Origin of the sequence: Flagellimonas flava (assembly GCF_050617915.1) — a bacterium.
GTDB classification, from domain to species: Bacteria; Bacteroidota; Bacteroidia; order Flavobacteriales; family Flavobacteriaceae; genus Flagellimonas; species Flagellimonas flava_A.
The window spans coordinates 382,973-396,824 of record NZ_JBODQE010000001.1 but is presented as its reverse complement, the minus strand read 5'-3'; the positions used below and the strand labels follow the sequence as shown (position 1 = coordinate 396,824).

The following is a 13,852-nucleotide window of genomic DNA, read 5'->3' as shown; positions in this document are numbered from 1 at the left end:
AGATTAAATGCGCTACAATAATTCCATTTTTTAAAAAACATTGTGAGTAATGTTTTTACTATTTTCGTTGAAACCCCGTATACATGATTACCCAAGATCAATTTGAGAAGGAAGTAGCTTTAATTATTGCCAATGCCATTAGAGAAGATGTGGGTGATGGCGACCATAGTTCGTTGGCTTGTATTCCAGGTTCTGCCCAGGGCAAAGCCAAACTTTTGGTAAAGGATGAGGGCATTTTGGCCGGGGTGGAGTTTGCCAAACAAGTATTTCAACATGTGGATCCCGAGATGAAAACGGAAGTCCTGATTTCGGATGGGGTGCCAGTAAAATACGGAGACATTGCCTTCTATGTCTCGGGTAGCTCCCAAAGCATTTTAAAGGCGGAGCGCTTAGTGCTTAACGCCATGCAGCGCATGAGTGCCATAGCCACTAAAACCAACTTTTTTGTAACATTACTGGAAGGAACACAGACTAAGATATTGGATACCCGAAAAACCACTCCAGGAATCAGGGCATTGGAAAAATGGGCGGTAAAGATTGGGGGAGGTGAAAACCATAGGTTTGCGTTGTATGACATGATCATGCTCAAGGACAATCATATTGATTTTGCGGGCGGAATTACAAAAGCCATCGAAAAAACGCAGCAATATTTGAAGGAATCCGAGCGAGAACTAAAAATTATCGTAGAGGCCAGAAACCTTGGGGAAGTGGAAGAAATTTTGCAATCCAGGGGAGTTTATAGAATCCTCTTGGACAACTTTGATTATTCGGACACCCGAAAAGCGGTGGCCATGATTGGAGATCAATGCCTTACAGAATCCTCGGGAGGCATCAACGAGCAGACCATTCGCAAATATGCGGAATGCGGGGTGGATTATATCTCCTCCGGGGCCTTGACCCATTCCGTGCACAATTTGGATTTGAGTTTAAAAGCAGTTTAATGTCATTGGCTATAGAAGAACGGTTAGAGAAGATTCCAGTGGTAAACTGGTTGGTGCGATTGCTCAAAAGCATTAAGCTAAGGGCGTTCGAGGGCTTGTCCTTTTATGATTTAACTGAAATGTACCTCCTGGGAATTGTTAAGGGTACACTGTCGGCCAGAGCCAGTTCCATAGCTTTTAGCCTTTTTATGGCGCTTTTTCCATTACTGATTTTCTTGGTGACCTTGTTGCCCTTTATAATTCCATATGCCAGTGTGGGCAACGAGAATTTTGATGCCCAATTTCTCATTTTTCTGGAATCTTTTTTGCCCTCCGCTACCAGTGATTATTTTGGTGACATCTATCAACAGATCAAAGATCAAAAAAGGGGAGGTTTGCTTTCCTCGACATTTCTACTGTCCATTTTTTTGGTGGCCAATGGGGTCAATTCCATTTTCGGGGGGTTTGAGAACTCCTATCACGTAGAGCTGACCCGCAATTTTTTTCGCCAGTACGCTTATGCGTTAATGGTGGGCCTCATTCTATCCATACTTCTGATTGTTGGAGCCGTTGCGTTTGTCTATTTTGAGTTTTACATTGTGGAGTACACCAGCGAATATTTGGGTAAAACTTTGGGTTACGATGTGGAAAAGGGCGATACCGTTGGCATTCAGATATCCAAAATCCTGTTTTTTATGATTTTGTCTTATCTCACTACGGCAATTCTCTATTATTTTGGTACTGCTGAAGGAAGAAAGGCCCGATTTTTTTCTGCTGGTGCACTGATGACCACGCTCTTGTTTGTGCTTACATCCTATTTGTTTGGGGTATATGTGGAAAAGTTTGCCCGCTACAACGAGTTGTATGGAGCCTTGGGAGGCCTCTTGATTTTAATGGTTTTTATATGGTTGAACTCGAATATCCTGTTACTGGGATTTGAATTGAATGCCACCCTGAATTCTTTGAAGAAAAAACATGAATTACAACAGAAGGAATAGGGCAATTCTTGTGATGTTTTGTCTAATGGCAGTTGCCATGGCACAAGCACAAAGTGTTTTTGGAAAATGGCGCACCGTGGATGACCAAACGGGAGTGGCCAAGGGTATTGTGGAGGTGTATGAAAAGAACGGATTGCTTCAGGCCAAAATCCTTCAAACCTTGGAAAAGGGAAGGGAAAATGCCTTATGTATCAAATGCAAAGGGGAACTGAGGGATAAACCTGTTAAGGGAATGCATATCATGCAAAACTTTAAGCCAAATTCCAAAGGTGAATTTAGGGGAGAAGGTCTATTGGATCCTGAAAGTGGATCTACATATCGGGGCAAGGTATGGTTGGATCCGGAAGATAAAAACAAACTAAAGGTCAGGGGTTATCTGGCATTTTTTTACCGCACCCAAACCTGGCATAGAATAACGGACGAATAAGGGTATGCAGTATTTTTTGGATGTTGTGCTTCCAATTCCCTTGGAAAGACTTTTTACCTACAAAATCACTTCGGAAGAGGCTGCTTTTCTGAAACCTGGAATGCGGGTAGCCGTTCCCTTCGGGAAATCCAAGATTTATACAGCATTGGCTTACAATGTCCATCAAGATGAACCACAGGCCTATGAAGCCAAGGAGATCTATCAGATTTTGGATGATGTTCCCTTGGTAAACACCTACCAACTTCAACATTGGGAATGGATCGCCAAATATTACATGTGCACCTTGGGGGAAGTTTTACGAAGTGCCCTGCCCAGTGCTTTTTTGTTGGAAAGCGAAACACTTATTTTGCCCAACAAGGAGGCAGAGGTTGACGAAATGGGGCTAAAGGATGATGAATTTCTCATTTTTGAAGCCCTGCAGCATCAATCAGCCTTAAAAATTGGAGAGGTCAGTGGTATTGTGGATAAAAAGAACGTTCTGCCCCTTGTCAATAGGTTGGTGCAAAAAGGGGTGGTACGGCAAAAGGAAGAATTGTATGAACAATACAGACCCAAGCTGGTGCGATATGTGAAGTTGGGTAAAGAATATCAAGCTGAGGATAAGCTGGAGCAACTGCTGCAGGAATTGACCAGGGCTCCCAAACAAAGTCAAGTGGTACTTTCACTGTTCCAATTACAAGCGGTGTACAAGAAGCCCATTAAAGTAACCGATTTGGAACGGGAGAGTGGAGCTTCCAAAGCTGTAATCAAAGCCTTGATTGATAAATCCATACTGGAAGAATTCCATATCCGAACAGATCGGGTGCAGCAGGAGCAGGAATCTTCCTCGGTGGATGCGATAATGCTTAACCCGCATCAACAAGAAGCCCTTGAAGCCATCAAATCAGGTTTTGCGGAAAACAAACCTGTATTGTTACATGGGGTAACCTCCGCAGGAAAAACCGAGGTCTATTTCAAAATGATCCAAGATGTATTGGATCAAGGCAAACAGGTTTTGTATTTACTTCCAGAGATTGCATTGACCTCTCAGCTCATAAATAGGCTACGCCATTATTTTGGATCCAAGGTTTCGGTATATCATTCCAAATATAGCATTCATGAAAGGGTAGAGGTGTGGAACAATGTGCTGAAGCATGCCGAGAAGGCACAAATAGTTATTGGTGCACGCTCATCCCTGTTTTTGCCCTATTCCAATTTGGGTTTGGTAGTTGTGGATGAAGAACATGAAAGTTCTTTTAAGCAATTTGATCCAGCTCCTAGGTATCATGCCCGGGATGCTGCCATGGTCTTGGCAGCTTATCATAAGGCCCATTGTGTGTTGGGGTCTGCCACCCCAAGTATTGAAAGCATGGCCAATGCAAAAAAAGGTAAGTATGGTTATGCCGCTATTGCTTACCGCTACGGAAATGTGTTGATGCCGGATATCAATTTGGTGGACATCAAGGAGGCCACCCGTAAAAAACGGATGAAGGGCCATTTTTCAGAAAGCCTGTTCAATGCCATAACTGAAGCCTTGGAGGAAGGGGAGCAGGTGATCTTGTTCCAGAACCGAAGAGGATTTGCGCCCATTGTGGAGTGCACTACTTGTGGACATGCGGCCCAGTGTCCCAATTGCGATGTGAGTTTGACCTACCATCAGCACAGGAACCAACTCAGATGTCATTATTGCGGATATCACATGGCCTTGCAACAAGCATGTTTGGCCTGTGGGAGTCATACCCTGGACAAAAAGGGATTTGGGACGGAGCAGATCCAGCAGGAGCTGAAGGAATTGTTTCCTGAAGCCTCGGTAGGCAGAATGGATTTGGATACCACTAGAGGAAAGTATGCCTACGAAAAAATCATCACGGCATTTGAACAACAAGAAATGGACATTTTGGTGGGAACCCAGATGGTGACCAAGGGATTGGACTTTAGAAATGTGAGCCTGGTGGGAATTATGAATGCGGATACTTTATTAAACTTCCCCGATTACAGGGCGCATGAACGTAGTTTTCAATTATTGACCCAGGTAGCGGGTAGGGCAGGAAGAACTCAAAAGCGCGGCAAGGTTTTGATACAGACCTACAACCCATATCACCAAATTTTACAGCAAGTGACCACCAATGATTATGATAAAATGTTTGCTGAACAATACTATGAGCGGGAACAGTTTAAATATCCACCTTTGGTGCGCATTATTAAGTTGACCTTAAAAGACAAGGATTACAATAAACTCAACGACGCCTCGGAATGGTTTGCCCAATCGTTAAGAAATGTATTGGGACAACAGGTGCTGGGCCCTGAGTATCCTCCCGTGGCTAGAATCCGACGGGATTATTTAAAGAACATTTTGGTAAAGATGCCCCGTAATCTCTCCGTGGTCCAAATAAAAAATAGCATTAAAAGAATTGAAAAATCTTTTAATGCTATTTCCAAGTATAAAAGTGTGAGACTGGTCTACAATGTGGACCACATATAACTTTTCTATACGTTGGCCAGCGCCTCGGCCAGCTCTGTCTTTTTGTTTCTGCTCAACGGAATCTGTCTGCCCCCTACCTCTACATTTTTACTGTTGAACTTTTCAATCTTTTCTAGATTGACAATATAAGACTTATGGATACGAAGGAACTTTTCCGCAGGAAGCTGCTTTTCAAACGCCTTCATGGTGGATAGGATTACGATATTGGCTTCATCCGTTACCAATTTGATGTAATCACCCAAGGCTTCTATCCATTTAATATCGTTTAGGATAACCTTACGCTTTTTAAGGTTACTTTTTACAAAGATGTGCTCTTCATCCTCATCTACTCGGTTCATTTGCTCGTATTTGGCCACGGCTCTTTTTACAGAGGATTCAAATCGGGCTAGGGTGATGGGTTTATGAAGATAATCGGTTACATCATAATCGAATGCTTTAAGGGCATAATCAGGTTTTCCGGTAATCAAAATAACCTGTGGCGGGTTCTCTAGGGCCTCTAAAAGGTCAAACCCACTGATGATTGGCATTTCTACATCTAGGAAGATAAGATCAATGTCGTGGTTCTTTAACCCGTTTTTGGCTTCAATAGCATTGCTATACTCGGCTACAAGGGCAAGATGTGGGTGATTGTTGACCAATTTTGCAACGGCCATCCGCTGCATGGAGGAGTCGTCTACAATTATACTTTTTAATTTCATAGAATGGGGTGATTTGTAGGGTTTTAAATCATCGGCAAATTACACAAAAAGGATGTTTAACTGCAACAAAAGATGTAAACATGGTCTATTTTGTTGTGTACATTACCATATACGTTACGAAGGTTTAGTTGGTTCATTATTGTTAATAACTATTGACTCTTAAACGAAGAAATTTACCTTTTCTTGCGGAGGTGAGCATTTATTACTAATTTTGCGCTCCTTTAAAATAATAAAGTATGAACCATTACGAAACTGTTTTCATTTTGAATCCCGTTCTATCTGAGACCCAGATAGAGGAAACAGTCAAGAAATTTGAGGATTTCTTGATTAAGAATGGTGGCAAAATGGTCTCCAAGGAAAACTGGGGACTTAAGAAATTAGCCTATCCCATTCAGCACAAAAAAAGTGGCTTTTACCACTTATTTGAATTTACCGTTCCAGGTGAAGCAATTGCTCCCTACGAATTGGAATTTAGAAGAGATGAACGTATTATGCGTTTTTTGACCGTTAAATTGGACAAGCATGCTATTGCTTGGGCAGAAAAAAGAAGAACCAAATTAAAAGCAAACGCATAGGGCTATGGCATCTATAGAACAACAAGCAAAATCAAAGAAGGATGGGGAAATCAGGTATTTGACCCCACTGAACATTGAGACCAACAAGCAAAAGAAATACTGTAGGTTCAAAAAGTCTGGTATCAAGTACATTGACTACAAAGACCCAGATTTCTTGATGAAATTGGTAAATGAGCAAGGTAAATTGCTTCCTAGAAGACTTACCGGAACCTCTTTGAAATATCAAAGAAAAGTGGCGCAGGCTGTAAAAAGAGCCCGTCACCTAGCCTTAATGCCGTATGTTGGCGATATGTTGAAATAAAAAATACTGAAGAATGGAACTTATTCTAAAAGAAGATATACAGGATTTGGGTTTTAAGGACGATATCGTTACGGTAAAGAACGGTTACGGAAGAAACTTCCTTATTCCTCAAGGTTTGGCCGCTTTGGCTACTCCTTCCGCCAAAAAAGTTTTGGAAGAAAACCTTAGGCAAAGAGCCCATAAAGAAAAGAAAATTGTTGACGAGGCTACTAAATTGGCCGATGCACTTAAGCAATTGGAAATCCGCATCCCAGCCAAAGTGGGTGCTGGTGACAAATTGTTTGGTTCCGTTAGCAATATCGATTTGGCAGCAGCCTTGGATAAGGCAGGTCATCAAATCGAAAGAAAGTTTATCAATATCAAAGGAGGAATCATCAAAAGAGTTGGGCCTTACAATGCCGAAATCAGATTGCACAGAGAGGTAATTGTTGATTTTCCTTTTGAAGTTATTGCTGAAGCGAAGTAAGGAAACCCTTAACATTCGGTTAATAAGTTATGAAGAGCTATGCATGCATAGCTCTTTTTTTTGTCTATGTTTGTAGGTACTCAAAAAACTAACTCATTTATGAAGAAAAATTTACTGTTGGGGATACTATTGCTTATGGTATCTACCTCGGCTTTTTCACAAGTCACCACATCCAACATCAGGGGAACCGTTGTTGATGATCAAAACGCACCCCTTTTAGGGGCGAATGTGGTAGCGGTACACACGCCTACAGGTACACGCTACGGAGCCATTACCAACGAGGAAGGAAGGTATAACCTTCTTAACCTTAGGGTTGGGGGACCTTACGAGGTAACCATTTCCTATGTTGGATTTAAAACCAATGTACAAAACGATATTTTCCTATCGTTGGGTAAAACCTATAACCAAAATGTTGCCCTTGCATCAGATAGCCAGGCTTTGGATGAGGTCATAGTTGTATCGGATCAAACCGGAACCTTCGGTAGCGACCGTACCGGGGCGGAAACAAGTGTTGGCAGACGGGAATTGACCAGATTACCTACTATTTCAAGGTCTACCAACGACTTTACCCGTCTGGAACCTACCGCAAGTGCAGGTTCGTTTGGCGGACGAAATGACCAATTCAATAATTTCTCCTTGGATGGGGCCATTTTCAACAACCCTTTTGGATTGGATGCTGCGCAGCCTGGTGGGCAAACGGATGCAAATCCTATCTCCATTGACGCCATTGACCAAATTCAAGTAACAACAGCGCCTTACGATGTGACCCAATCCGGATTTACGGGAGCTTCCGTAAATGCGGTGACCAAAAGTGGTACCAATGAGTTTTACGGAACCGTTTACGGTTTTTTTAGGAATGAGAGCCTAACAGGAGGAAAGGTAGCAGGCGATGACGTTTTTAAAGCTGACCTGAGCCAATCCCAATACGGTATCAGTATTGGAGGCCCAATCGTTAAGAATAAGTTGTTCTTCTTTGCCAATTTTGAAAAGGACGACCGTACCGATTTGGGATCCAATGGTTTTGTTCCCAACAGTGGCTCTGGTGCCATCAATGAATCTCGGGTTTTGGCCTCTGATTTTGCGTTGGTTTCCAATATTCTAAGTCAAGTTTCTATTGGGGATGGGCAATTCTACAATCCAGGTAGGTTTGAAGGATTCAATTTTGATCAGGAATCGACCAAGGGAATTTTCAAATTGGATTGGAACATCAACGACAATAACCGATTGGCCATCATTTACAATTTCTTGGACGCCTCCAAGGAAAAGCCGGCTCACCCAACTGCTTTGGGCTTTAGAGGGCCAAACCTGTCCACTTTGCAGTTTGAAAATGCCGGATATGAAATCAACAACAGAATTCAATCGGTACAAATTGAATTGAACTCTACGCTTTCTGATGAGGCCATTAACAAGTTGCAAGTAGGCTATACCCATTTTGACGATTTCAGGAACCCAAAATCAACTCCGGCACCAACCATTACATTGCTGGATGAAAATGGGGCATCAAACTACATCATTGCAGGACACGAGCCTTTCTCCATCAACAACAGATTGGATCAGAAGGTTTTTCAATTAACAAACAACCTCAACTTTTTCAAAGGGGATCATACGTTCACCGTTGGGTTCTCTTTTGAGAAGTTCCAATTTGACAACTCCTTTAACTTAGGGGTGTATGGTGCACAAGGAGTGTTCTTCCCAACAGGCTCCATAGCTGATTTTAGAGGTCTGGATGCTGCCGGGGAAGCCGCGTTGGTCAATGTTTACCAAGGTCAGTTCAATGCTGCCATTGCTGCTAACAACGCCTTAAATGCCGCTGGAGAAGGAAATGCTGGAGGCTGGGCCTTGGCCGAAACCAATGTGGGTCAAATGGCTTTTTACGCTCAGGATGAGTGGAACGCCACCGAAAACTTTAAGTTGACATACGGAATCCGTTTTGATAAGCCTTTATATTTTGATTCAGCGCAAAAAGCTCAGGAGGTAATTGAAAGGTCTCCCGCGGTAGTTGCGGATATTCCTTATGTAAATCCCAATAATGGAGAAACCGTGTTAATAGATAACACCAATTTACCCACCAATGATTGGTTGATTTCTCCCCGTGTTGGATTCAATTGGGATGTGAACAATGATGGCAATCTGCAGATTAGGGGTGGTTCCGGGATATTTACAGGTCGCTTCCCATTTGTATGGTTGGGCAACCAGATAGCCAACCCCAATGTATTTTTCCTTACTGCTGTAGACCCCGATTTCCAATGGCCACAGGTCTTTAGAACCAGTTTGGGTGCGGACAAGCGCTTGAACAATGGCTGGATTTTGACCGCTGATTTCTCCTATTCAAAGGATATTAACGGGCCTCACGTACAAAACTGGGGGCTTACTTCTCCTTCGGAAACCTTGCAGGGAGTTGATAACAGAGCTGTGTATGCCGCAACGGATTTGATTAACAATGCTTATGTATTCTCTAATTCCGATGAAGGAAGAATTTGGAATGCAGTGTTCAAGGGACAAAAGACATGGGATAACGGCCTTTATGCCAGCTTGGCCTATAGCTACTTGAATTCAAAGGATGTGAATTCCATTGAAGCTGAGATTACCAGTGATGCCTTTGCCGCCAACGCCATAGTCAATGATGCCAATGCAGATGTGTTGTCCTATTCAAGATATGGGGATACCCACCGTTTTGTCGGGGTTATTTCCAAAGTGTTTAAGACAGGAACAACCGTTTCCACGTTTTTTGAATACGCTCAGGGAGGTCGTTTCAATTATATCTATGGAGGGGACATCAATAGGGATGGATCAAGCATAAATGATTTGTTGTACATCCCAACAGCAGCAGAGGTCAACCAGATGAATTTTGCTGAAGCCGGGGATGCAGCTGCCTTTGAAGCCTTTATTCAACAAGATGACTATTTGAGTGAGAACCGAGGATCTTATGCAGAGCGTTACGGCGCTTTGGCCCCATGGAGAGGACGCTGGGACATGAAGGTGCTTCAAGACATCAAAATTGCCAATAAGAACACCATCCAGTTAAGTTTGGATGTATTGAATGTTGGCAACTTGATTAGTTCTGAGTGGGGCGTTGTTGAAATCCCAACCAACCAGCAGGTTTTGGGTGTAACCATTGATGACAACAATAATCCTACCTACAGTTTTGATGAGAATTTAACGGAAACCTTTAGTTCGGATACCAGTTTATTGTCCAGATGGCAAGCCCAGTTTGGAGTACGTTACATCTTCAACTAAAAGAACATAATTTATAAGCTAAAAAGGCTGCGCAACTGCGTGGCCTTTTTTATTTTTGCCGAATTAAAGGAATCTGATTCAATGAAGTACGCAAGATTGACGCAACAACAATTGGAAGAATTGCATCCTGAGTTTATCAACTTTTTGGCGACCCAGTCCATAACAGCGGAAGAATGGGCAAACATTAAGGAAGAAAAGCCCGAAGTTGCCGAGGAGGAAATAGATGTTTTTAGCGATTTGGTTTGGGAAGGAGTACTGTCCAAAGTGGAGTACCTTGAAAACATTTCCGAAATGCATATGCATTTGTTCCATTTGACGGAAAAAGAAATGAAACTCTTTTCTGTGAAAGTACTTAACCCTGAGATTGATTTACGCACCCAAGTAGGTTTTGACTGGTTCAAACGCAATTTCCAGTCTGATTTTGTGGAGTACCTTACCGCTTCCAAGGCTTATTCCGATGACAAGAACAAAGATAAATTTGATTTGATCCAACAAGGAGCCGCTATCACTAAAGGAGAGCTCTATCAATGGTTTGATAAGATAATGGAGTAGCTTTTAGTTGGACCATTAGATAGTTGGATTTTTGGAATTTGGTTATTTGGACTTTTGAATTTTCATGTTTGATGCTGGATGCTTGATGTTCAATTCTTAATTTTTAACGTTGAATGCTGAGATTCTACATCAATGACTTTCGAGAAGATTCCTGTAATTTGTGTCAAACCATTGGAAAATCTGGGTACAAATGTTACTCATTGTCAAAGTAGGGGGCAAGGGCATCAAAATCCCTACTATTAATTCCGGATTCGCTTAAATGGGATTTTATAGCAGCTAACTCATCCTCGTCGTTTAACGCCGATATTTTGATAAAAGCTATATGGAGGTAATCCCAGTAACCCAACCACCCAGGATTGGTATCTGATCCATCAAAATTTGAAGCTACGATATACACTTTTCCATGTTCGTAAACAACATTATAGCTTCTATCCAAATCTGCTAACCCGCCCGGAATAGGATAATAGGAACTATTAACCACTGGGACATACTCCAAATAAAATACTAGCACGTAGTTTTGAATTTTCTCCATTGTTAGTTCGGGAACACTAAATTCTGCCACCGAATTTTCAATGCTAGCGTTTTCGAAATCCAAAACAATTTTTTGCACATTGGCATTTCCATCTTCCCCTTGGCAATCCAGAGCGTTCCAAAGGCCATCGTTGTTAACGTCCTCATCTTCGTCATTGAACCAATCGCCGTCCGAGTCCCAACAATTGATGCCATCTGCACCATTTAGTCCATCTTGCCCTAAACAATCCAGACTGTTCCAAGTCCCGTCTCCATTGACATCTTCTTCGGGATCGTTGATTCCATTCATGTTCAGGTCCCAACAGTGATAACCGTTTTCTCCTTGTTCACCTGGCGGGCCTATGACTCCATCGTCACTATAACAGGAAAACAACAATATAGTAATTGCGGTATAAAACAAAAGACAAATTCTACTGAGCTTCATATTTATTGTATTTAATTCTTGAACATACCGTAGGAAGAGAGTTTAATAGGTAACTAATTGACGAATACCCCTTTTGAGTTGACGGATGCTATTGTAGATGCTGCTATAATGTGTTGACACGTCTCGTGTAAATTGGTGAAATTAGTGTCAACCCGCAGGGTTTGATAAATCCTTAAATAAATCGATATTTGCCAAACATATTCCATGCGTCGGTCTTGATCATCGAATTAAGTGTGAAGTCGCTCCCTAATTTTTACACCATTTGAATGGCCCAAAAACCATCCATTCCCAAGGGAACGCGCGATTTTTCACCCACAGAGGTTGCCAAACGCAACTACATCATCCAAACCATCAAAAAACACTTTGAGGTGTATGGCTTCCAACCTATAGAAACCCCATCGTTTGAAAATTCTGAAACCTTGATGGGCAAATATGGCGATGAAGGGGATAGACTTATCTTCAAGATTTTGAACTCTGGCGACTTTATCTCCAAAGTGGACGATGTTACCTATAGTTCCAAGAATTCGGCTTCACTAACTCCGAAAATCTCCGAGAAAGCGCTCAGATATGACCTTACGGTACCCTTTGCCCGCTATGTGGTCATGCATCAAAATGAAATTGATTTCCCATTTAAGCGGTACCAAATCCAACCAGTATGGCGTGCAGATAGACCCCAGAAGGGACGTTTTCGTGAGTTTTATCAGTGCGATGCCGATGTGGTAGGAGCCAAGTCCTTGCTTCAAGAAGTGGAGTTTGTTCAGCTATATGATGCGGTCTTTACAGCTTTGGGATTGAAAGGTACGACCATCAAAATCAACAATAGAAAAGTATTGTCCGGTATAGCCGAAGTCATTGGAGCCAAACATTTACTTATTGACTTTACGGTAGCATTGGACAAATTGGACAAGATAGGAGAGGAGGGCGTAAAAAAAGAAATGTTGGCTAAAGGAATTTCCGAAAGTGCCATTGACAAAGCAAGCCCCTTGTTTGCAATGTCAGGCTCTAGTATGGAGCAATTGGAGCAACTGAAATCATTGTTGGTGGAATCTGAAATAGGTATGGCAGGAGTTGCGGAACTGTATGAAATCACGAGGAATGTTGAGGCGCTGGGATTGCAATCCGCCCAACTTCAACTGGATGTAACATTGGCGCGAGGACTCAACTACTATACCGGTGCCATTTTTGAAGTTAGCGCCCCAGAAGACGTTAAAATGGGCTCTATTGGTGGAGGCGGACGTTATGATGACCTCACGGGAATTTTTGGATTAAAGGATATTAGTGGCGTGGGTATCTCATTTGGATTGGACCGAATCTATTTGGTGTTGGAAGAATTGAATCTGTTCCCAAGTAGTGTAAGCAAATCAGTTGATGTACTCTGTGTTAATTTTGGGGAGCGGGAGAGCATGGCAGCCCTTAAATTAGTGAATCAGATGAGGGCTAAAGGTGTCAAGGCCGAAGTGTACCCCACCAATACCAAAATGCAAAAGCAGATGAAATATGCCAATAGCAGGAATATTCCGTATGTGGTTTTGATTGGGGCGCAAGAACTGGAACAGGGACAGTTTGTGGTTAAAGATATGGCCCAAGGTACGCAGCAGACCTACTCCCTGGGTAACCCAGAGGAGTTTACGGAACATCTATAGTCTTTGGGATATTTCTTCAATCACTTTTGCGTAATAGTTGCTATCATTGGGTACAAATCCGTCTAGTTGGTTGGATACAACCTTAGACTTAAACTTTTCTATATTTATCAAATCCAAAGCGTCTACCTCGCTTTCTTGTTTGACGAGTTGCGGCAAAGGAACTTCCAATTCGCAAATAAAAGTATGGTGAAATTCTTTGTCCAAAAGGGTTTTGCTGTGTTGATGGATGGATAGGAAATAGCCAATTTTCTCCAAATCTCCAACTTTGACCATCAGACCGATTTCCTCTTCTACTTCCCGTACCGCAGCTTCAATCACATCTTCCCCAGCCTCAATGTGGCCAGCTACCGAAACATCCCAAAGTCCAGGGAAAGTATCTTTGTTTGCTGCCCTTTTTTGAAATAGCACTTTTCCATCCACAGTGTAAAACCAAACATGAACCGTGGGGTGGAAGTACCCTTTTAGGTGCGCTTCGGACTTTAAACAAGTTTGCCCGGTCAGGTTCCCGTTTTCATCCAGAATGTCTACCAACTCATCCATAAATCACTTCATTAGTGTCATTCCTGCGTAGGCAGGAATCCATTGGTTAATAGTAAAAGATTCCCGCTTTCGCGGGAAT

At 42.4% G+C, this 13,852-nt stretch carries 13 protein-coding genes; 10 read left to right on the top strand and 3 right to left on the bottom strand.

The genetic code is table 11. The features are described from left to right. Nucleotides 1-83: 83 nt before the first annotated feature. From nadC to priA, 4 genes are read left to right on the top strand one after another with little or no spacing between them, the layout of a single operon-like run. Nucleotides 84-941 (top strand): carboxylating nicotinate-nucleotide diphosphorylase, encoded by an 858-nt coding sequence (nadC, locus tag ACRHOZ_RS01800; RefSeq protein ID WP_431121678.1) that lies wholly within the window; start codon nt 84-86, stop codon nt 939-941. Further along, a complete protein-coding gene (locus ACRHOZ_RS01795) occupies nt 941-1,918 on the top strand; it encodes a YihY/virulence factor BrkB family protein (RefSeq protein ID WP_431121675.1) in 978 nt (325 codons plus the stop codon). The genes nadC and ACRHOZ_RS01795 overlap by 1 nt, the downstream gene beginning before the upstream one ends. After that, nucleotides 1,896-2,345 carry a DUF2147 domain-containing protein gene (locus ACRHOZ_RS01790; protein ID WP_431121673.1) on the top strand — a complete coding sequence of 150 codons (450 nt, stop codon included), beginning with the start codon at nt 1,896-1,898 and terminating at the stop codon, nt 2,343-2,345. Before ACRHOZ_RS01795 ends, ACRHOZ_RS01790 begins: the two co-directional genes overlap by 23 nt. A gap of 4 nt (nt 2,346-2,349) precedes the next feature. Further along, nucleotides 2,350-4,806: a replication restart helicase PriA gene (priA, locus tag ACRHOZ_RS01785; protein ID WP_431121671.1), complete on the top strand. Its 2,457-nt coding sequence runs from the start codon at nt 2,350-2,352 to the stop codon at nt 4,804-4,806. 5 nt (nt 4,807-4,811) lie between these two features. Here the strand turns inward: priA and ACRHOZ_RS01780 are convergent, their stop codons facing one another. Continuing rightward, nucleotides 4,812-5,504 (bottom strand): LytR/AlgR family response regulator transcription factor, encoded by a 693-nt coding sequence (locus tag ACRHOZ_RS01780; protein ID WP_073176311.1) that lies wholly within the window; start codon nt 5,502-5,504, stop codon nt 4,812-4,814. A 236-nt stretch (nt 5,505-5,740) separates the two neighbouring features. Here ACRHOZ_RS01780 and rpsF point away from each other — a divergent pair, with 236 nt between their 5' ends. The 5 genes from rpsF to ACRHOZ_RS01755 all read left to right on the top strand — a co-directional run bounded on the left by rpsF (nt 5,741) and on the right by ACRHOZ_RS01755 (nt 10,635). Continuing rightward, the gene (rpsF, locus tag ACRHOZ_RS01775; RefSeq protein ID WP_138833744.1) at nt 5,741-6,079 is read left to right on the top strand and encodes a 30S ribosomal protein S6; all 339 of its coding nucleotides are present in this window, start codon (nt 5,741-5,743) and stop codon (nt 6,077-6,079) included. A 4-nt stretch (nt 6,080-6,083) separates the two neighbouring features. Beyond that, a complete protein-coding gene (gene rpsR, locus ACRHOZ_RS01770; protein WP_055392375.1) occupies nt 6,084-6,380 on the top strand; it encodes a 30S ribosomal protein S18 in 297 nt (98 codons plus the stop codon). A gap of 13 nt (nt 6,381-6,393) precedes the next feature. Then, nucleotides 6,394-6,846 carry a 50S ribosomal protein L9 gene (gene rplI, locus ACRHOZ_RS01765; RefSeq protein ID WP_138833742.1) on the top strand — a complete coding sequence of 151 codons (453 nt, stop codon included), beginning with the start codon at nt 6,394-6,396 and terminating at the stop codon, nt 6,844-6,846. A 99-nt stretch (nt 6,847-6,945) separates the two neighbouring features. Then, the gene (locus ACRHOZ_RS01760) at nt 6,946-10,083 is read left to right on the top strand and encodes a TonB-dependent receptor (protein ID WP_431121666.1); all 3,138 of its coding nucleotides are present in this window, start codon (nt 6,946-6,948) and stop codon (nt 10,081-10,083) included. An 81-nt stretch (nt 10,084-10,164) separates the two neighbouring features. Further along, a complete protein-coding gene (locus ACRHOZ_RS01755) occupies nt 10,165-10,635 on the top strand; it encodes a DUF6495 family protein (protein WP_431121664.1) in 471 nt (156 codons plus the stop codon). 193 nt (nt 10,636-10,828) lie between these two features. On the opposite strand, the gene ACRHOZ_RS01750 is transcribed toward ACRHOZ_RS01755, so the two are convergent. After that, nucleotides 10,829-11,590: a hypothetical protein gene (locus ACRHOZ_RS01750; RefSeq protein WP_431121662.1), complete on the bottom strand. Its 762-nt coding sequence runs from the start codon at nt 11,588-11,590 to the stop codon at nt 10,829-10,831. 266 nt (nt 11,591-11,856) lie between these two features. Between ACRHOZ_RS01750 and hisS the strand changes: the two genes are divergently transcribed. Continuing rightward, complete coding sequence (gene hisS, locus ACRHOZ_RS01745; RefSeq protein WP_431121660.1) at nt 11,857-13,233, top strand: histidine--tRNA ligase; 1,377 nt, start codon at nt 11,857-11,859, stop codon at nt 13,231-13,233. Here the strand turns inward: hisS and ACRHOZ_RS01740 are convergent. Beyond that, complete coding sequence (locus ACRHOZ_RS01740) at nt 13,228-13,773, bottom strand: NUDIX hydrolase (RefSeq protein ID WP_431121658.1); 546 nt, start codon at nt 13,771-13,773, stop codon at nt 13,228-13,230. The two genes, hisS and ACRHOZ_RS01740, sit on opposite strands and share 6 nt — an antisense overlap. Nucleotides 13,774-13,852: the final 79 nt, after the last annotated feature.